The 19,610-nt window shown below is 67.1% G+C and carries 16 protein-coding genes; 10 read left to right on the top strand and 6 right to left on the bottom strand.

Annotation, left to right across the window (positions count from 1 at the left end):
- The first annotated feature begins 6 nt into the window (after window positions 1–6).
- The 10 genes from uvrA (at window position 7) to ELQ92_RS10140 (ending at window position 11,344) form a co-directional block, all read left to right on the top strand.
- On the top strand, window positions 7–2,898 hold the full coding sequence (uvrA, locus tag ELQ92_RS10185; protein WP_128498856.1) for an excinuclease ABC subunit UvrA: 2,892 nt from the start codon (window positions 7–9) through the stop codon (window positions 2,896–2,898).
- 2 nt (window positions 2,899–2,900) lie between these two features.
- Window positions 2,901–4,808 carry an excinuclease ABC subunit UvrC gene (gene uvrC, locus ELQ92_RS10180; protein ID WP_128498855.1) on the top strand — a complete coding sequence of 636 codons (1,908 nt, stop codon included), beginning with the start codon at window positions 2,901–2,903 and terminating at the stop codon, window positions 4,806–4,808.
- Window positions 4,809–4,850: 42 nt separating this feature from the next.
- Window positions 4,851–5,729 carry an RNase adapter RapZ gene (rapZ, locus tag ELQ92_RS10175; protein WP_128498854.1) on the top strand — a complete coding sequence of 293 codons (879 nt, stop codon included), beginning with the start codon at window positions 4,851–4,853 and terminating at the stop codon, window positions 5,727–5,729.
- A 45-nt stretch (window positions 5,730–5,774) separates the two neighbouring features.
- A complete protein-coding gene (whiA, locus tag ELQ92_RS10170; protein WP_128498853.1) occupies window positions 5,775–6,755 on the top strand; it encodes a DNA-binding protein WhiA in 981 nt (326 codons plus the stop codon).
- 119 nt (window positions 6,756–6,874) lie between these two features.
- Window positions 6,875–7,501 carry a superoxide dismutase gene (locus tag ELQ92_RS10165; protein WP_128498852.1) on the top strand — a complete coding sequence of 209 codons (627 nt, stop codon included), beginning with the start codon at window positions 6,875–6,877 and terminating at the stop codon, window positions 7,499–7,501.
- A gap of 147 nt (window positions 7,502–7,648) precedes the next feature.
- A complete protein-coding gene (gene gap / locus ELQ92_RS10160; RefSeq protein ID WP_128498851.1) occupies window positions 7,649–8,653 on the top strand; it encodes a type I glyceraldehyde-3-phosphate dehydrogenase in 1,005 nt (334 codons plus the stop codon).
- A 7-nt stretch (window positions 8,654–8,660) separates the two neighbouring features.
- Window positions 8,661–9,875 carry a phosphoglycerate kinase gene (locus tag ELQ92_RS10155; RefSeq protein ID WP_128498850.1) on the top strand — a complete coding sequence of 405 codons (1,215 nt, stop codon included), beginning with the start codon at window positions 8,661–8,663 and terminating at the stop codon, window positions 9,873–9,875.
- A complete protein-coding gene (gene tpiA / locus ELQ92_RS10150; protein WP_128498849.1) occupies window positions 9,866–10,654 on the top strand; it encodes a triose-phosphate isomerase in 789 nt (262 codons plus the stop codon). Before ELQ92_RS10155 ends, tpiA begins: the two co-directional genes overlap by 10 nt.
- Window positions 10,655–10,723: 69 nt before the next feature.
- Window positions 10,724–10,975 (top strand): preprotein translocase subunit SecG, encoded by a 252-nt coding sequence (secG, locus tag ELQ92_RS10145; RefSeq protein ID WP_128498848.1) that lies wholly within the window; start codon window positions 10,724–10,726, stop codon window positions 10,973–10,975.
- Between the two features lie 9 nt (window positions 10,976–10,984).
- Window positions 10,985–11,344 (top strand): RNA polymerase-binding protein RbpA, encoded by a 360-nt coding sequence (locus ELQ92_RS10140; protein ID WP_128498847.1) that lies wholly within the window; start codon window positions 10,985–10,987, stop codon window positions 11,342–11,344.
- 127 nt (window positions 11,345–11,471) lie between these two features.
- Here the strand turns inward: ELQ92_RS10140 and pgl are convergent, their stop codons facing one another.
- From pgl to tkt, 6 genes are read right to left on the bottom strand one after another with little or no spacing between them, the layout of a single operon-like run.
- Window positions 11,472–12,242, bottom strand: a complete 771-nt coding sequence (pgl, locus tag ELQ92_RS10135) for a 6-phosphogluconolactonase (protein WP_128498846.1) — start codon at window positions 12,240–12,242, stop codon at window positions 11,472–11,474.
- Window positions 12,239–13,201 carry a glucose-6-phosphate dehydrogenase assembly protein OpcA gene (locus tag ELQ92_RS10130; RefSeq protein ID WP_128498845.1) on the bottom strand — a complete coding sequence of 321 codons (963 nt, stop codon included), beginning with the start codon at window positions 13,199–13,201 and terminating at the stop codon, window positions 12,239–12,241. Before ELQ92_RS10130 ends, pgl begins: the two co-directional genes overlap by 4 nt.
- Window positions 13,198–14,739, bottom strand: coding sequence for a glucose-6-phosphate dehydrogenase (zwf, locus tag ELQ92_RS10125; RefSeq protein WP_128498844.1), 1,542 nt, complete (start codon window positions 14,737–14,739; stop codon window positions 13,198–13,200). Before zwf ends, ELQ92_RS10130 begins: the two co-directional genes overlap by 4 nt.
- A 27-nt stretch (window positions 14,740–14,766) precedes the next feature.
- The gene (locus ELQ92_RS10120) at window positions 14,767–16,380 is read right to left on the bottom strand and encodes a glucose-6-phosphate isomerase (protein WP_128498843.1); all 1,614 of its coding nucleotides are present in this window, start codon (window positions 16,378–16,380) and stop codon (window positions 14,767–14,769) included.
- Complete coding sequence (gene tal, locus ELQ92_RS10115; protein WP_128498842.1) at window positions 16,377–17,486, bottom strand: transaldolase; 1,110 nt, start codon at window positions 17,484–17,486, stop codon at window positions 16,377–16,379. Before tal ends, ELQ92_RS10120 begins: the two co-directional genes overlap by 4 nt.
- Before the next feature lie 31 nt (window positions 17,487–17,517).
- Window positions 17,518–19,608 carry a transketolase gene (gene tkt / locus ELQ92_RS10110; RefSeq protein ID WP_128498841.1) on the bottom strand — a complete coding sequence of 697 codons (2,091 nt, stop codon included), beginning with the start codon at window positions 19,606–19,608 and terminating at the stop codon, window positions 17,518–17,520.
- Window positions 19,609–19,610 lie beyond the last annotated feature (2 nt).

Raw genomic sequence — 19,610 nt, 5'->3', positions numbered from 1 at the left:
TTTGAGGTGTCGATTTCCCCAGTAGAGCAGAGCGCGCAACTCAGTGTCCGTGGTGCCCGTGTCCACAATCTCCAGAACGTCGATCTCGACATCCCTCGCGATTCCCTCGTCGTCTTCACGGGGCTCTCGGGCTCGGGGAAGTCGTCTCTCGCGTTCGACACGATCTTCGCTGAGGGCCAGCGCCGCTACGTCGAATCGCTCTCTGCCTACGCCCGGCAGTTCCTCGGGCAGGTCGATCGCCCCGACGTCGACTTCATCGAAGGCCTGAGTCCCGCCGTCTCCATCGACCAGAAGTCGACGAACCGCAACCCGCGGTCGACGGTCGGCACGATCACCGAGGTGTACGACTACATGCGTTTGCTCTGGGCGCGCATCGGCGTGCCCCATTGCCCGGTGTGCGGTGAACGCATCCAGCGACAGACGGTCCAGCAGATCGCCGACCAGCTCATGAACCTCGAAGCCGGTACGCGCTACATGGTCATGAGCCCGGTCGTGTCGCAGAAGAAGGGCGAGTTCGTCGACCTCTTCCAGGAGTTGTCCGCGAAGGGCTACGCCCGCGCCGTCGTCGACGGCGAGACGGTGCAGTTGAGCGACCCGCCTACGTTGAAGAAGTCGTACAAGCACGACATCTCGGTCGTCGTCGACCGGCTCGTCGCGGGCCCGGACGCGCTCACGCGCCTCACCGACTCGCTCGAGACCGCGCTCTCACTCACCGACGGCGTCGTCCAGATCAACTTCGTCGACGAGCAGGGGCCCGAGAGCACGACGACCTACTCCGAGAAGCTCTCCTGCCCCAACAACCACCCGATCCAACTCACGGAGATCGAGCCGCGGACGTTCTCGTTCAACGCGCCGTTCGGGGCGTGCCCCGAGTGCTCCGGCCTCGGCACGAAGATGGCCGTCGACGACGAACTCCTCCTCGGCGACGGGTCGTTGAGCATCGACGAGGGCGTCATCGTGCCCTGGACGACGCAGGGCAAGGGGCTCTACCAGTACTACGAGAAGCTCCTCGAGGGTCTTGCCCGCGACCTCGACTTCTCCCTCAGCACGCCCTGGAAGGACCTCCCGAAGCGGGTCCAGGAGGCGGTCCTCCGCGGCGAGAACTTCAAGGTCAAGGTCAAGTGGCGCAACCGGTACGGCCGGGAGATGAGCTACTCGTCGGGGTTCGAGGGCGTCATGCCCTACATCGAGCGCCAGTACCTCCAGGCCGAGACCGACGTGCAGCGCAGCCGGTGGGCCGAGTACCTGCGTGAGGTCAACTGCCCCGTCTGCCAGGGCAAGCGGTTGAAGCCGGAGGTGCTCGCGGTGCTCGTCCACGGCGAGAACATCGCCGACGTCTCGCTCCTCAGTCTCGAGGACGCGCGGGCCTTCATGGACCGGCTCGACCTCACCGACCGAGAGGCCAAGATCGCGGCGCAGGTCCTGCGTGAGATCAAGCTCCGGCTCGACTTCCTCAACGAGGTCGGCCTCGGCTACCTCGATCTCGCGCGCTCCGCCGGTTCGTTGTCGGGCGGAGAAGCTCAGCGCATCCGACTGGCGACGCAGATCGGCTCAGGACTCACCGGTGTCCTCTACGTGCTCGATGAACCGAGCATCGGCCTGCACCAGCGCGACAACCGCCGTCTCATCGAGACGCTCGTCAAGCTGCGCGACCTCGGCAACACGCTCATCGTCGTCGAGCACGACGAGGACACGATCCGCACCGCTGACTGGATCGTCGATATCGGGCCCGGTGCCGGCGTCAACGGCGGAACCGTCGTGCACTCCGGCGACTACGAGTCGCTCGTCGCCGAGCACGCGTCGCTCACGGGAGACTACCTGTCGGGGCGCAAGTCGATCGAGACCCCCGAGCGGCGTCGTCCCGTCGATCCGGATCGCATGATCTCGGTCGTGGGCGCCTCGGCGAACAACCTGCGCAACGTGACGGTCGACTTCCCGCTCGGCGTGTTCACGGCCGTCACGGGAGTAAGCGGATCCGGTAAGTCCTCGCTCGTGAACGACGTGTTGTACCGAGTGCTCGCGAACAAGCTCAACGGCGCGCGCAAGGTGCCGGCGAAGCACACGCGCGTCACGGGGCTCGAGCAGCTCGACAAGGTCATCCACGTCGACCAGGCGCCGATCGGACGGACCCCGAGGTCCAACCCCGCGACCTACACGGGTGTGTTCGACCGGATCCGTACCCTGTTCTCCGAAACCGTCGAGGCGAAGACACGCGGTTATCAGCCCGGTCGCTTCAGCTTCAACGTCAAGGGCGGCCGCTGCGAGGCGTGTTCCGGAGACGGCACGATCAAGATCGAGATGAACTTCCTCCCCGACGTCTACGTCGCGTGCGAGGTGTGCGGGGGAGCGCGGTACAACCGCGACACGCTCACGGTGCACTACAAGGGCAAGAACATCGCCGAGGTGCTCGACATGCCGATCGCCGAGGCGGCCGAGTTCTTCGAACCCATCTCGTCGATCCACCGCTTCCTCAAGACCCTCGTCGACGTCGGCCTCGGATACGTGCGTCTCGGGCAAAGCGCCACGACCCTGTCCGGCGGTGAAGCACAGCGCGTCAAGCTCGCCACAGAACTCCAGCGCCGCACGAACGGTCGCAGCGTGTACGTCCTCGACGAACCGACCACGGGTCTCCACTTCGAGGACGTCCGAAAGCTCCTGCTGGTCCTCGGGAGCCTTGTCGACAAGGGCAACACCGTCATCGTCATCGAACACAACCTCGATGTCATCAAGTCGGCCGACTGGCTCATCGACATGGGTCCGGAGGGCGGAGCCGGGGGCGGTCGCGTGCTCGCGACGGGCACGCCCGAGAAGCTCGCGACGGTCAAGAAGAGCCACACGGGAGTGTTCCTCAAGGAGATCTTCGACACCGAGCGGGAACTGAACCGCAAGGCCGGCTGAGGATGGCGGATCCGCGTACGTATCGGCCGAAGGCTGGCGAGATCCCCACCGAGCCGGGGGTGTACCGGTTCACCGGCGAGGGCGGACGGGTGCTCTACGTCGGCAAGGCGAAGAACCTGCGGGCGCGACTCTCGAACTACTTCGCGCCGTTGCACACCCTGCACGAACGCACTCGACGCATGGTCACGTCGGCGACGGGCGTCATGTGGACGGTCGTCGGTTCCGACATCGAGGCACTTCAGCTCGAGTACACCTGGATCAAGGAGCTCGACCCGCCCTTCAACGTCAAGTTCCGCGACGACAAGACGTACCCCTTCATGGCCATCACCCTCGGGGACGAGGCGCCGCGGGTGATGGTCACACGGAACACGAAGATCCGCGGCGCCAAGTACTTCGGTCCCTACCCGAAGATCTGGGCGGTGCATGACACGATCGATTTGATGATCAAGGCCTTCCCCATCCGGACGTGCTCCGACTCGAGCTACAAGCGGGCCATGCAGTCGGGGCGCCCGTGCTTCCCCGGACAGATCGGGCGATGTGGCGGGCCGTGCTCCGGTCGGGTGACGATCGAGGAGCATCGTGAGATCGTCGACGACTTCGTCGCCTTCATGTCGGGTCACGATCGCCGGTTCACGACCGACGCGACCAAGAAGATGAAGGCGGCGGCGGAACGGCAGGACTACGAAGCGGCAGCGCGCTACCGCGATCGGCTGCTCGCGTTGGAGGCCGTCCTCGAGAAGAGCGCGGTGGTGCTCGCGGACCGTGTCGACGCCGACCTCTTCGGCTTCGAGCACGACGAGCTGTCCGCCGCCGTGCAGCAGTTCATCGTGAGGGGCGGGCGCGTACGCGGTGTGCGCTCCTGGACGGTCGACAAGGAACTCGACATCGACACTCCTGAACTCGTGGAGCGCACGTTGCTGCGCGCGTACGCCGACGCCGGTCGGGAGTCCATCCCGAAGGAGATCTACGTCCCCGCGGTTCCCGAGGACCTCGCGGAATTGGAGACCTTCCTGAGCGAACGCCGCGGTCGGGGCAAGGTCAAGGTCCAGGTGGCCAAGCGCGGCGAGAAGGTCGCGCTCATGGAGACGGCCGTCGTCAACGCGAAGCACTCGCTCCAGCTTTACAAGACTCGCAGGAGCGGGGACTTCGTCGCCCGGTCGGCCGCCCTCGGCGACATCAAGGAGGCGCTCGGCATGGAGGACGCGCCGCTCCGCATCGAGTGCTACGACGTCTCGCACCTCTCGGGCACCAACATCGTCGCGTCGATGGTCGTGTTCGAAGACGGTCTGCCTCGGAAGGATCAATACCGCCGGTTCTCGATCGCCTCGTCGACGGACGACACGGACTCGATCCACCAGGTCCTGACACGGCGCCTCGCGTATCTGCGAGGAGCCCCCGACCCGGACGAGCCGGAGGCGCCCGCCGACCCGCTCGCCGATGGCGAAGTGGAGGCCGTCGCGAAACCCAAGAAGTTCGCGTATCCGCCTCAACTGCTGCTCGTCGACGGCGGGGCCCCTCAGGTCGCTGCTGCGCAACGCGCTCTCGAGGAGTCGGGGGTCGAGGGGATCACTCTCGCGGGGATCGCCAAGAGGCTCGAGGAGATCTGGGTACCCGACAGTGACTTCCCGGTGATCCTCCCGCGGGGGAGCGAGGCGCTCTTCCTGATCCAGCGCGTACGGGACGAGGCCCATCGGTTCGCCATCAGCTACCAGCGGCAGCGACGCCGGCGTGACATCTCGTCGGTCCTCGGAGAGATTCCCGGCCTCGGGCCGTCCCGGGTCAAGCAGCTCCTCACGGCCTTCGGCTCCGTGTCCCGGCTCCGCTCGGCGACGACGGACGAGATCGCCGAAGTCAAGGGCATCGGCCCTCAGCTCGCCTCAGCCGTCCACGACCGGCTGAGGAATGACTAGGCTGGGTGACGTTCAGACCGAGGTGAAGGAACGAGGTGGCGGATGGTCGAGGAGCCTCCGACTCCGCAGCAGGTCCTGATCGTCACGGGCATGTCCGGAGCCGGTCGATCGACCGCCGCGAACGTTCTCGAGGATCTCGACTGGTACGTCGTCGACAACCTCCCGCCGCAGATGCTGCGTCCGCTCACGGACCTCGCCGAACGCGCGGAAGGCGCCATCCCGCGGGTGGCCGCCGTCGTCGATGTCCGCGGTCGCGACTTCTTCGCAGCCCTCCAGGACATCGTGCAGAGTCTGCGCGGGGGAGCGCACGTGCGCATCCTCTTCCTTGACGCGTCCGACGCCGTCCTCGTCCGCCGCTTCGAGGCCGTGCGGCGCCCTCACCCCCTGCAGGGTTCGGGCACGATCGTCGACGGCATCCGCATCGAGCGTGGTCGTCTCGCAGCGATCCGTGAATCGAGCGACATCGTCGTCGACACATCGGACCTGAACATCCACCAACTCGCGACCAAGATCCGGGACTTGTTCTCCGAGGAAGGGGCGCCCGCGCTCCACCTCACGATCATGAGCTTCGGCTTCAAGTACGGACTGCCCCCCGACGCGGACATGGTCGCCGACGCGCGCTTCCTCCCCAACCCCTTCTGGGTTCCGGAACTGAAGCCGCTGACGGGTCTCGACGAACAGGTGAGCGAGTACGTTCTGAGCCGCGACGGGGCCACGGAGTTCCTCGACCACTACCTCGAGGCGCTGCTGCCGGTGCTCGACGGCTACCAGAGAGAGAACAAGCGTCACGCCGTCCTGGCCCTCGGCTGCACCGGGGGCAAGCACCGATCGGTTGCGATGACGGAGTATCTGGCGAGCCGACTCTCCCGGCTCGACGGGGTCGCGGTGACGCTCAACCACCGTGACCTCGGGCGCGAATGACGGTCGCCGCGAGCGACCACACGAACACGGAACGAAGGACGAAGATTGGCCCTCACGACGGACGTCAAAGCGGAACTCACCCGCGTGCGCGAATCGCGCACGTCGGTGCGGGCCGCGGAACTCGCGTCGATCCTGCGCTTCAGCGGGGGACTCCATGTGATCTCCGGTCGCATCGCGATCGAGTCGGAGCTCGAGACCCCGGAGCTCGCGACGCGAGTGCGTCGTGACCTCGTCGAGCTCTACGGGATGCGCAGCGAGGGCTCGGTCGTGTCCCCGTCCGGGTCGCGCCGCACGCCGTACTACCTCGTCAGGGTGATCGAGGGTGGGGAGACGCTCGCACGGCAGACGGGTCTTCTCGACGCACGTCGCCGTCCGGTCCGCGGATTGCCCAACCGCCTGACCACGGGTTCCCGCGACGAGATCGCCGCGGTCTGGCGCGGCGCCTTTCTGGCCGCCGGGTCCCTCACGGACCCCGGGCGGTCGTCCGCTCTCGAGGTGACGTGTCCCGGGAACGAGTCGGCCATGGCTCTCGTCGGCGCCGCCGGCCGGCTCGGTGTCACAGCGAAGGCCCGTGAGGTCCGAGGCGTGCACCGGGTCGTCATCCGCGACGGCGAGGCCATCAGCACGATGCTGTCCCTCATGGGAGCCGCGGAGACCGTCGCGTCGTGGGAGGCCATGCGTCAGCGGCGAGAGGTGCGAGCGACCGCGAATCGGCTCGTGAACTTCGACGATGCGAACCTCCGCCGGTCCGCGCAGGCCGCCGTCGCGGCGTGTGCACGCGTCGAGAGGGCGATGGAGATCCTCGCGGACGACATCCCCGAACACCTCGCCTACGCCGGGCGGTTGCGTCTCGCCCACCGCGACGCGAGTCTCGACGAACTCGGCCATCACGCCGACCCTCCCATGACGAAGGACGCCATCGCGGGACGGATCCGTCGCTTGCTCGCGATGGCGGACAAGAAGGCCTCGGACCTCGGGCTTCCGGGGACGTCCGCGAACCTCCCGTCCGACCTCGACGAGCTGTGAGCAGACGGTCGTGACGGGACTTTCAACCCGGTCTCACGATCGGCGTGCGCGAGTAGACTCGACTCGTCGCTCAAGGCCCTCCGCCGACTCGGGTGAAGGGCGGGAAAGAGGAGATATCGATGGCTGAATACACACTTCCCGATCTGGCTTATGACTACAGTGCGTTGGAACCGAGCATCTCGGGACGCATCATGGAGCTGCACCACTCGAAGCACCACCAGACCTACGTCACGGGCGCGAACACGGCGCTCGCCCAGCTCGCGGAAGCCCGCGGGTCCGGCAACCTCGCGAACGTGAACAAGCTCGAGAAGGACCTCGCGTTCAACCTCGGCGGACACGTCAACCACTCCATCTTCTGGACCAACATGTCGCCGAACGGCGGCGACAAGCCGACCGGGGAACTGGCCGCCGCGCTTGACGACGCGTTCGGCTCGTTCGACGCATTCCAGGCGCACTTCACCGCGACGGCTCTCGGCGTGCAGGGTTCCGGCTGGTCCGTCCTCGCGTGGGACGTCATCGGTCAGCGCATCAGCGTGTTCCAGCTGTTCGACCAGCAGGGCAACGTTCCGCTCGGCCTCGTTCCGCTGCTCATGCTCGACGTCTGGGAGCACGCGTACTACCTCGACTACCAGAACGTGCGTGCCGATTACGTCAAGGCGTTCTGGAACATCGTCGACTGGTCGAACGTTCAAGCACGCTTCACCGCCGCTCGTGAGAAGACGAACGGCCTGCTGGTACTGTCTTAATCGATCGGGCCGTCTCCGGGCTCCACCCTGGAGACGGCCCGTTCTTCTCCGCCCGGCCGCTCGCGGGTCGGCGGGGTCCACGAACTCACCACCGTCCATCCGGACAGCACAACAGCGCTTCGTGCGCCTCATAAACAGGAGTCACTCTTGTCAGTAAAGATCGGTATCAACGGGTTCGGTCGCATCGGCCGCAACTACCTCCGCGCGGCCCTCGCCAAGGGCAGCGAGCTCGAGATCGTCGCGGTCAACGACCTCACCGACAACAAGACGCTCGCCCACCTGTTGAAGTACGACTCGATCACCGGTCGCCTGAACGCCGAGGTCGACTACGACGGCGAGCAGATCACGGTCGACGGCAAGTCCATCAAGGTCTTCGAAGAGCGTGACCCCGCGAACCTGCCGTGGGGCGAACTCGGCGTCGACATCGTCATCGAGTCGACCGGTCGCTTCACGAACGCCGAGGACGCGCGCAAGCACATCCAGGCCGGGGCGAAGAAGGTCCTCATCTCGGCACCCGCGAAGGGCGAGGACGCGACGTTCGTCATGGGCGTCAACGAGGACTCGTACGACCCCGCGAACCACCACATCATCTCGAACGCCTCGTGCACGACGAACTGCCTCGCGCCGCTCGCCAAGGTCTTCAATGACAAGTTCGGCATCGAGCGCGGTCTCATGACCACGGTCCACGCCTACACTGCGGACCAGAACCTGCAGGACGGACCGCACAGCGACCTCCGTCGTGCTCGTGCCGCCGCCGTCAACATCGTCCCCACGTCCACGGGTGCCGCGAAGGCCATCGGCCTCGTTCTCCCCGAACTCAAGGGCAAGCTCGACGGCTTCGCCCTCCGCGTCCCGATCCCCACGGGCTCGATCACCGACCTCACGGTCGAGACCAAGACCCCCGTGACGGTCGACGAGGTGAAGGCCGCTTACAAGGAGGCCGCCGAGGGCCCGTTGAAGGGCATCCTCAAGTACACGGAGGACGAGATCGTCTCGAGCGACATCGTGACCGACCCGCACTCGGCCATCTTCGACTCCGGTCTGCTCCGCGTCCTCGGCAACCAGGTCAAGCTCTCGGCGTGGTACGACAACGAGTGGGGCTACTCCAACCGTCTCGTCGACCTGACCGAGTACGTCGCCGACCGTCTCTGAGACAACCGTGACTCTGCGCACCCTCGATTCACTGGGATCGCTCGCAGGCAAGCGCGTCATCATCCGTTGTGACCTCAACGTTCCTGTCAAGGACGGGGTCATCACGGACGATGGCCGTGTGCGGGCCTCTCTCGCCACGATCAACGCGATCGTCAACCAGGGCGCTCGCGTCGTCGTGATCTCGCACCTCGGGCGTCCCGACGGCGAGCCGAACCCGAAGTACACCCTCGCCCCGGTCGCCCAGCGACTGAGCGAGCTGCTCGGCAAGCCCGTCGCCTTCGCGGCGGACACCGTCGGCGACTCCGCGGCCGAGACGGTCGCCGGACTGGGCGAGGGGGACGTGGCCCTGCTCGAGAACCTCCGCTTCAACGCGGCGGAGACGAGCAAGGACGCGGAGGAGCGTCGTGCCTTCGCGGAGAAGCTCGCGGCGTTCGGCGATGCCTTCGTGTCCGACGGCTTCGGAGTCGTGCATCGGAAGCAGGCGAGCGTCTTCGAGCTCGCTTCAGCGCTCCCGAGTGCCGCGGGGCTGTTGATCGCGGCGGAACTCGAGGTGCTCGATCGGTTGACCGAGAATCCCGAGCGCCCCTATACCGTCGTGCTCGGCGGGTCCAAGGTCTCGGACAAGCTCGGCGTGATCGGGCACCTCCTGCCGCGGGTCGACTCGCTGCTCATCGGCGGCGGGATGCTGTTCACGTTCCTCGCCGCCCTCGGCCACTCCGTGGGCTCGAGCCTCCTCGAAGCCGACCAGATCGACACCGTCAAGGGTTACATCGCGGATGCGAAGGAGCGGGGTGTCGAAATCGTGCTTCCGACCGACGTCGTGGTGGCGGAGAAGTTCGCCGCCGATGCGGCGCACGAAGTGACGGCCGCAGACGCGATCGAGTCGACACCCTTCGGGGCGGCGGGGCTCGGCCTCGACATCGGTCCGGAGACCTCCGCAGCCTTCGCGGAGCGCATCGCCGCATCGAAGACGGTCTTCTGGAACGGGCCCATGGGCGTCTTCGAGCTCGAACCGTTCGCGGCGGGTACGAAGGCGGTCGCGCAAGCGCTCACCGAGGTCGACGGCCTCGGGGTCGTCGGCGGCGGTGATTCCGCTGCAGCGGTCCGGGCGCTCGGCTTCTCCGACGACCGGTTCGGTCACATTTCAACAGGCGGCGGCGCGAGTCTCGAGTTCCTCGAGGGCAAGCGTCTCCCGGGACTGGAGGTCCTCGGATGGCAGTGAACAGGGTCCCGCTCCTCGCGGGCAACTGGAAGATGAACCTCGATCACCTGCAGGCGATCGCGTTCGTCCAGAAGCTCGCGTGGACGCTCAAGGATGCGTCGCACGACGTCGAGTCCGCGGAGGTCGCCGTGTTCCCGCCGTTCACGGACCTGCGTTCCGTGCAGACGTTGATCGCAGCCGACAAGCTCCCGATCGCCTTCGGTGCTCAGGACGTGTCGATGCACGACTCGGGTGCCTACACCGGGGAGATCTCCGGGGCGTTCCTCTCGCAGCTCGACTGCACCTACGTCATCATCGGCCACTCGGAACGTCGGACCCTGCACGGGGAGGACGACTCCGTCGTCGCAGCGAAGACGGCCGCGGCCGTGAAGCACGGCCTCGTGCCGGTGATCTGCGTCGGCGAGACGGCCGAGGACCTCGAGAAGCACGGACCGAGCGCCGTCCCGGTCGCGCAGCTCCGTGTCGCCCTCGACGGTCTCGGCGCAGCGGCGGACATCGTCGTGGCATACGAGCCCGTGTGGGCGATCGGCTCGGGTCAGGCGGCGACGCCCGACCAGGCTGAGCAGGTCGCTGCCGCTCTGCGCTCGGTCATCCGTGAGCTCCTCGGAGAGGATGCGGCCGCGCGGACGCGGATCCTCTACGGTGGCTCGGTGAAGTCGTCGAACATCGCTGGGTTCATGCGCGAGCCGAATGTCGACGGCGCTCTCGTCGGTGGCGCGAGCCTCGACGTGAACGAGTTCGCGAGCATCGTCCGCTTCCAGAAGCACGTCGGCGTCTGACCCGCGGACCGTCCGGTTATACTTGACGGCGGCCCTCGGATCACCGCGCCCGTCGAAGAAAGGTCCTCCGTGGATATTCTGCAAGTCGTCCTCCAGGTCGTGCTGGGCATCACCAGCCTCCTGCTGACGTTCCTGATCCTGCTTCACAAGGGTCGTGGCGGTGGTCTCTCCGACATGTTCGGCGGCGGTATGGGCTCGAACCTCGGTGCATCCGGGGTCGCGGAGCGCAACCTGAATCGCATCACCGTTATTCTCGGCCTGGTGTGGTTCGCAAGTATCGTCGTCCTCGGGCTTCTCACGAAGTTCGCGACGGCCGTCTAGGAGGAACGCATGGCTGCAGGAGGAAGTGCCATCAGGGGCTCGCGTGTCGGCGCCGGCCCGATGGGCGAACAGGATCACGGCTACCATGCCGATCGCATCGCGATCTCGTACTGGGACGCTCTCGGCAATGAGACGGTGAAGTACTTTGCGGCGAACCTGCCGGACGAGGAGATCCCGGATGTCATCGACAGCCCGTCGTCCGGGCTGCCGGCGGGCCGCGATCGGAACAACCCGCCTGAAGTCAGCAAACTCGAGCCGTACAAGACGCACCTCGCCTACGTGAAGGAGCGCCGCACGGAGGAGGAAGCTGAGCAGCTCCTCGACGATGCGCTCCGCCAGTTGCGAGAGCGCCGCGGCACCTCGGCGTGACGCCCATTCTGCGTCGTCGTGACTGAGATGACGTCACGAGACAGACGCGTCGAGAACAGGGTATGACCCACCACGACAGAAGGCCCCGACCGGGAATCCGGTTGGGGCCTTCTGTCGTACCTCGACGTCAGTAGTCGGGAGCGATGAGGTGCTCCGGCACCTCCGAGGCGGCCGCGTCGTCGACGAAGAAGACGGTGCGTTTGCGCCCCTTGATCCCGGCGATCGGAACCTCCGTGTACGCCGCGCCCGCGAGGGCGAGCCCGAGCACCGAGGCCTTGTCCGCTCCCGACATCTCGACCCAGATCCGCTGCGACGAGTTGAGGACGTGACGAGTGAGCGACAGTCGCTCCGGCGGCGGCTTCGGCGCGTTCAGCACCGCGACGACGTTCGCCTCGCGCTCCGAGATCTCGGCGCGGTCCGGGAACAAGGACGCCGTGTGGCCGTCGGGACCGACTCCCAAGAAGGTGATGTCGAACGTGGGGAGGCTCGAGTCTCCCTCGGCGTGAGCCGCGAGTTCGTCCGAGTAGGCGGCCGCCGCTTCCTCGAGGGTCAGGCCCTCATCGGACGCGGCGAAGGCGTGCACGCAGTCGGCCGGCTGATCGATGTGGTCGAGGAGTGCCCGCCGGGCTTTCGTGTCGTTGCGGTCGTCGTCGCCCGCCGGTACCCACCGTTCGTCGCACCACCAGAAGTGGACCCGGCTCCAGTCGACACCATCCCGAGCAGGCGAGGCGTTGATCGTCTCGAGCACGCGTACGCCCATGCGACCGCCTTCGAGCACGACGTTGATGCGCTCCCGCTCATCGAGGAGATCGATGATCTTCGTGAGGAATCGAGCCGTGATGGAGGCGGCGAGGGCCTCGGCATCCGCATGGACGAGGACACGCCGTTCGTTGCTCATACTGCGGCGGCTCCCTTCACCGTGGTCGTCTCCGCAAGGAAGTGTGGCAGTCCCGTCGTCAGGACCGCGCCGTAGAGCACGTCGGGGTCGAGTCTGCGGAGCTCCTCCGCCAGGCAGTCGCGCAGGGTGCGCCGAGGAAGCGCGATGTCATGCGTCGGCTGGTCGGGTTGCTCGAGAGAGGCGATCGTCGACTCGGGGCGCGCGAGCGAGATGTCTCCGCTCGCGCGGGTCAGCGTGACGCCGTGGATCCCGCCGATGCCCGAGCGACCGGTGGTGAACTCGTGCTCGACGTCCACGCCGAGGGCGAGCTGCAGCCAGGCGGCGAGCAGGATGGTCGAGGGGGAGTCCGACGCGCCGGACACGGATACCGCCGTGACATCCTCGTACGGAGGCTGATCGAGCACCGCGGCCAGTTGCGCGCGCCACAGCGTCAGTCGAGTCCACGCGAAATCCGTGTCGCCCGGCTTGTAATGCTTCGCGAGGCGGAGCAGAGCGGCTTCCGGGTCCTCGTCGGTCGAGGAATCGGTGATGCGCCGCTGAGCGATCGCGCCGATGGGGGAGCGTGCGACGTCCTGCGGGGGCTTACTGGGCCACCATGCGACGACCGGCGCGTCGGGCAGCAGAAGGCCGGTGACGAGGCTCTCCTCGTTGCTCGCCGCCTCACCGTGGGCGCGGAGGATGATGACTTCACTCGCACCGGCGTCGCCGCCGACGCGGATCTCGGCGTCCAGTCGGGGATCCGAGGAGGACGCGTCGACCCGACACACGACGATGACGCGCATCGGGTGCTCCCGGGACGCATCGTTCGCCGCCTCGATGGCCTCTTCCTCCTCACCGTCGGAGGAGACGATGACGAGGGTGAGGACGCGGCCGAGGGCGACGGCTCCGCCGTCCTCGCGCAAGGTCACGAGGGTTTTCGACACCGCACTGATGGTGGTGTCGGGAAGGTCGACGATCACGGGCGTCTCCAGCTTCTGCCGTCGCGCTCGATGAGCGCGTCGGCCGACGAGGGCCCCCAGGATCCGGGGGCGTACTGTTCGAGTGGACCGCCCTGAGCGGCCCAGAACTCCTCGATGGGATCGAGGATCTTCCACGAGAGTTCGACCTCTTCGTGACGGGGGAAGAGCGGCGGGTCGCCGAGCAGCACATCGAGGATGAGTCGCTCGTATGCCTCGGGGCTCGCCTCGGTGAACGCGTGCCCGTAACCGAAGTCCATCGTCACGTCACGCACCTGCATGCCGGCGCCCGGCACCTTCGAACCGAATCGGATCGTGACGCCCTCATCGGGCTGAACACGGATGACGAGAGCGTTCTGCCCGAGCTCGGAGGTCTGCGAGTCCGCGAAGAGGTGCTGGGGAGCCCGCTTGAAGACGACCGCGATCTCGGTGACGCGGCGACCGAGGCGTTTGCCGGTCCGCAAGTAGAACGGCACACCGGACCATCTCCGAGTGTTGATGTCGAGTCGCATCGCGGCGAACGTCTCGGTCGTCGACTCCGGGTTCATCCCCTCTTCGTCGAGGAAGCCGGGAACCCGCTCGCCACCCTGCCACCCGCCGGCGTACTGGCCGCGGGCCGTGGCGGCGCCGAGGTCCTTCGGCAGGGACACCGCCGCGAGGACCTTCTCCTTCTCGGCTCGCAGTGCTGCGGCGTCGAAGGCGATCGGCTCCTCCATCGCGGTGAGAGCGAGAAGCTGGAGGATGTGGTTCTGGATGACGTCGCGGGCCGCTCCGATCCCGTCGTAGTACCCTGCGCGGCCACCCACCCCGATGTCCTCGGCCATCGTGATTTGTACGTGGTCGACGTAGTTGGCATTCCAAATCGGCTCGTAGAGCTGATTCGCGAATCGGAGGGCCAGGATGTTCTGGACCGTCTCCTTGCCGAGGTAGTGGTCGATGCGGAAGACGCTGTCCGCCGGGAACACCGACTCGACGACCGCGTTCAGTTCGCGTGCCGTCTGCAGGTTGCTCCCGAAGGGCTTCTCGATGACGACGCGTCGCCACTGGCCCTCCTTCTGCTCGGCGAGTCCGGAGCGACGCAACTGCTCCGTCACCTGGGGGAAGGCCTTCGGGGGGATCGAGAGGTAGAACGCGTGGTTTCCCATGGTCCCGCGGTCCTCGTCGAGCTCCTCGATCGTCTCCTTGAGCTGCTGGAAGGCCGCGTCGTCGCCGAACTCGCCGGGGACGAAACGGATGCCCTGCGCGAGCTGCTCCCACACCTCCTCGCGGAACTCGGTGCGGGCGTACTTCTTCACGGATTCGTGCACGACCTCCATGAAGTCCTGGTCCTCCCAGTCCCGCCGGGCGAACCCGACGAGCGCGAAGCCCGGTGGGAGCAGACCGCGGTTGGCGAGGTCGTAGACCGCAGGCATCAGCTTCTTGCGCGACAGGTCTCCCGTGACGCCGAAGATGACCAGGCCGCTCGGTCCCGCGATGCGGTTGAGGCGACGGTCGGATTCGTGCCGGAGGGGGTTGGAGTCCGGGGTGATCGGGACAGGCATGCAGGTTCTTTCACTCAGAGCGCGAGCTCAGTTTGCGGCTTCGAAGAGCGCGGTGATGTCATCGTCGGCGCCGCTCAGCGTGAGCGTGAGCACGGGACGACCGTGGTCGGCGAGCACGCTCGCGTCGCCGGCAGCCTGGGCCTGGATGAGTTGCCCGAGCGTGAAGGGACGACCAGGGACCGCGATGTCCGCCTCCGAGTGTTCCGTGATCTGCAGGAACACACCGGTCGCGGGTCCGCCCTTGTGGTACTGACCCGTCGAGTGGAGGAAGCGCGGACCCCACCCGAAGGTGACAGGGCGGCCCGCGCGGGCGGCCAAGAGGTCGCGGATCCCGTCGAGCTGAGGCGTCGCCACACGGTCGACATAGGCCTGAACGGAAACGTACCCGTCGTCACCGAGCTGCGCGAGCAGCGCATCGACCGCTCCGCGGACCGTGGACGCTCCCTCGGCCAGGTCGCCCGTCGCTCGAACCTCGATGCCGCCGTCGACGAACGCCGGGGGAGCGGTCTCCGGGGTGCTGTCGAGCAGACCACGGGTCGCGACCTTCGCCGACTCGACATCGGGCTGGTCGAACGGGTTGATCCCGAGGAGGCGTCCGGCGACGGCCGTCGCATACTCCCAGACCATCATCTGGGCACCGAGGGTGCCGCTCACGTGGATCTCGCCGTCGTGGCGGTCGTCCGAGAACAGGTGCCCGTGCTCGTCCGCGTCGTCGACGATGCGGACGACCTGGACGTCCGGATATCCGGCCGTGATCTCGGTCGCGAGCGGCTCGAGTACGACGGGCAGGATGCCGGTGCCGAGTTTTCCGGTCGATTCGGCGATGAGCTGCTCGGCCCAGTCGGGGAACCCGACGATGTGGGTGCCGTCGGCCACGATCGCGAGCTTGTCGCGTCGCGGGGAGGTCGCGGCGATCGCTGCGCCGAGCACGAGGCCGGGGTTGTCCTCGGAGTCCACGGAGAGTTCGACGAGGATGGCCTCGGCCTCGTCGAGGAGCTCGGCGATGTCCACGCCGGCCAGCCCGCTCGGCACGAGGCCGAAGGCGGTGAGCGCGGAATACCGTCCGCCGACGTTCGGGTCGGCATTGAAGACGCGGTATCCCGCTTCGCGGGCCGAAGCCTCGAGCGGGGAACCCGGGTCGGTCACGACGATGATGCGCTCCGTCGGATCGATGCCGACGCCCCGGAATGCCTCCTCGTAGATCCGGCGCTGGCTGTCCGTCTCGACCGTCGATCCCGACTTGGACGAGACGACGATGGCGGTCTCCTCGAGCCGGTCGGCGAGTGCCGCGGCGACCTGTCCGGGCGCCGTCGAATCGAGAACGGTGAGTTCTGCACCCACCGTGCGCGTGATGACCTCGGGTGCGAGCGAGGATCCGCCCATGCCCGCGAGAACGATGTGCGTGACACCGCGGGACCGGAGGTCGTCGCGCAAGGCGACGATCTCGTCGACGAGCGGGCGCGAAATGCTCGGCGCCTCGACCCAGCCGAGTCGCTTAGACGCCTCTTCGACGGCGTCGGGCCCCCAGAGGTCCGGGTTCTGGCCCGTGATCCCGGAGGCCACGAGGTCGGCGACGAGCGCCGGAACCGCGGTCGCGACGGCCTCTGCCGCGGCTCCGCTCACGCGGATCTTGAAGCTCACTTGGCACTCTCCAGGGCGGCGGTGACCGTGTCGAGGAGCTCGTTCCAGCTGACGACGAACTTCTCAACGCCTTCCTTCTCGAGGAGCTCCGTGACCTCGTCGTACGAGATGCCGAGACCGGCGATCGCGTCGAGGACGGCGTTCGCCTCGTCGTAGGCGCCCGTGACGGTGTCGCCCGTGACCTCGGCGTGGTCGAAGGTCGCATCGAGCGTCTTCTCGGGCATGGTGTTGACGACACCCTCGGCGACGAGTCCGGTGACGTACAGCGTGTCGGGCAGGTTCGGGTCCTTGACGCCCGTCGATGCCCAGAGAGGACGCTGCGGGTTGGCGCCCGCGTCGGTCAAGGTCTTCGCGCGCTCGGAGCCGAAGGACTGCTCGTAGACCTGGTAGGCCAGTCGAGCATTCGCGAGTCCCGCCTTGCTCTTGAGGGCGAGGGCCTCGTCGGTGCCGATCGTCGTCAGGCGCTTGTCGATCTCGCTGTCGACGCGCGATACGAAGAACGAGGCCACCGAATGGATCGTCGAGAGGTCGATACCGGCGGCGCGCGCCTTCTCGAGACCCGTCAGGTAGGCGTTGATGACCTCGCGGTATCGCTGGAGGCTGAAGATGAGCGTGACGTTGACGCTGATGCCGGCGCCGATCGTCTCGGTGATCGCCTCGAGACCCTCGACCGTCGCCGGGATCTTGATCATGACGTTGGGTCGGTCGATCTTGGCCCAGAGACGCTTCGCCTCGGCGATCGTACCGGCGGCGTCATGAGCGAGGCCCGGCTCGACCTCGATCGACACACGACCGTCGAAGCCGGCCGTGGACTCGTAGACGTCGCCGAAGATGTTCGCGGCGTCGCGGACGTCGTCAGTCGTGATCTCGAAGACGGCGTCGGTCACGCTCGTCCCCTGCGCCGCGAGTTCGCCGACCTGCTTCGCGTAGGACTCGCTCTGCGAGAGCGCCCCCGCGAAGATCGTCGGGTTCGTGGTGACACCGACGACGTTCTTCTCGGCGATGAGCTGCTCGAGGTTTCCGGATCCGATCCGCTGGCGGGAGAGGTCGTCGAGCCAGATGCTGACGCCGGCGGCCGAGAGTGCTGCTGTGGGGTTGTCGCTCATGAGATGTACCCGTTTCTTTCTTTCGGCCCGGTCAGCGACCGAGCGACTCCTTCGCGGCGGCGACGGCTGCTTCCGTCGTCATCCCGAACTTCTTGTAGAGCGTCTTGTAGTCGGCCGACGCGCCGAAGTGCTCGATGGAGACGCTGCGCCCGGCGTCGCCGACGATGCCCCTCCACGTCAACGCCAGACCGGCCTCGATCGATACCCGGGCGGTGACGGAGGACGGCAGTACCGACTCGCGGTACTCCTCGTCCTGCTCGTCGAACCACTCGAGCGAGGGGACCGAGACGACGCGAGCTCCGATGCCCTCCTCCGCGAGAGCGGAACGCGCGTCGACGGCGATCTGCAGCTCCGAGCCGGTCGCGAGCAGGATGACGTCGGTCGATCCCGTGTTCGACTCGGCGAAGACGTACGCGCCCTTGGCCACGTTGGCGGCGGAGGCGAAGGTGTCACCGGACGCTTCTCCGTCGCCGCGCTCGAACACCGGGATGTTCTGGCGGGTCAGTGCGATACCGGCGGGGCCGCCGCGGCGCTTGAGGATCTCGAGCCACGCGTACGACACCTCGTTGGCGTCGCCGGGCCGCACGACCGCGAGGTTGGGGATCGCACGGAGTGTCGAGAGCTGCTCGATGGGCTGGTGGGTGGGGCCGTCCTCCCCGAGGGCGACGGAGTCGTGGGTCCACACGAAGATCGACGGGATCTGCATGAGGGCCGCGATCCGGACCGCCGGACGCATGTAGTCGCTGAAGATGAGGAAGGTGCCGCCGAAGGCGCGCGTGGGGCCGTGCAGCACGATGCCGTTGAGGATCGCAGCCATGGCGTGCTCGCGGATGCCGAAGTGGAGGACGCGACCGTAGGGGTCTCCCGTCCACATCTCGGTCGACCGGTTCACGGGAATGAAGGACGTTGCCCCGCCGATCGTCGTGTTGTTCGACTCCGCGAGGTCGGCGGACCCGCCCCACAGCTCGGGGACGACCTCTCCGAGAGCGGTGAGTACCTTGCCGGATGCGGCACGCGTCGAGACGGTCGTGCCCGCTTCGAACACCGGGAGCACGTCCTCGACGCCCTCGGGCAGCTCGCCCGTGAGCAAGCGGTCGAGGAGCTGCTTGCGCTCGGGGTTCGACTCGGCCCACGCATCGAACGACTTCTGCCATTCGGAACGGTCGGCCGCTCCACGCTCGACGGCGCCGCGCGTGCGCTCGAGGACCTCGGGGGCGACCTCGAAGGTCTTCTCGGGGTCGAAGCCGAGGACCTTCTTGACGCCGGCGAGCTCCTCGCCGCCGAGAGCGGATCCGTGGATTTTGCCGGTGTTCTGCTTGGTCGGGCTCGGCCAGCCGATGATCGTCTTGAGGACGATGAGAGACGGCTTGGTCGTCTCAGCCTTCGCTGCCTCGATCGCGGCGTGGAGTTCCTCGATGTCCTCGACGTAGTCGCCGGTCTTCTTCCAGTCGACCGTCTGCACGTGCCAGTGGTACGCCTCGTAGCGAGCGGCCACATCCTCGGTGAAGGCGACGTCCGTGTCGTCCTCGATCGAGATCTGGTTCGCGTCGTAGATGACGACGAGGTTGCCGAGCTGCTGGTGGCCGGCGAGCGAGGAGGCCTCGCTCGTGATGCCCTCCTCGAGGTCGCCGTCGCTCGCGATGACGTACACGAAGTGGTCGAACGGGCTCTCACCCGCCGGCGTCTCGGCGTCGAAGAGGCCGCGCTCGTAACGGGCGGCATAGGCGAACCCCACGGAGGAGGCGAGGCCCTGTCCGAGCGGTCCCGTCGTGATCTCGACGCCGTCGGTGTGGCCGTACTCGGGGTGACCCGGAGTCTTCGAGCCCCACGTGCGCAGCGCCTTCAGGTCGTCGAGCTCGAGTCCGTAGCCGCCGAGGTAGAGCTGGACGTACTGGGTGAGCGAGCTGTGGCCGGCGGAGAGGATGAACCGGTCACGACCGAGCCAGTCCTGGTCGCGCGGGTCGCGCCGCATGACCTTCTGGAACAGGAGATAAGCGGCGGGCGCCAGGCTCATCGCCGTTCCGGGGTGGCCGTTCCCGACCTTCTCCACGGCATCGGCGGCGAGAATCCGGGCCGTGTCGACCGCCTTCTCGTCGATTTCGTCCCATTCGAGAACTGCCACGT

This window comes from Labedella populi, assembly GCF_004078655.1.
Classification (GTDB): Bacteria; Actinomycetota; Actinomycetes; order Actinomycetales; family Microbacteriaceae; genus Labedella; species Labedella populi.
Note: the sequence above shows the minus strand (reverse complement) of the source record. Positions and strands in the feature narration are given on the sequence as shown.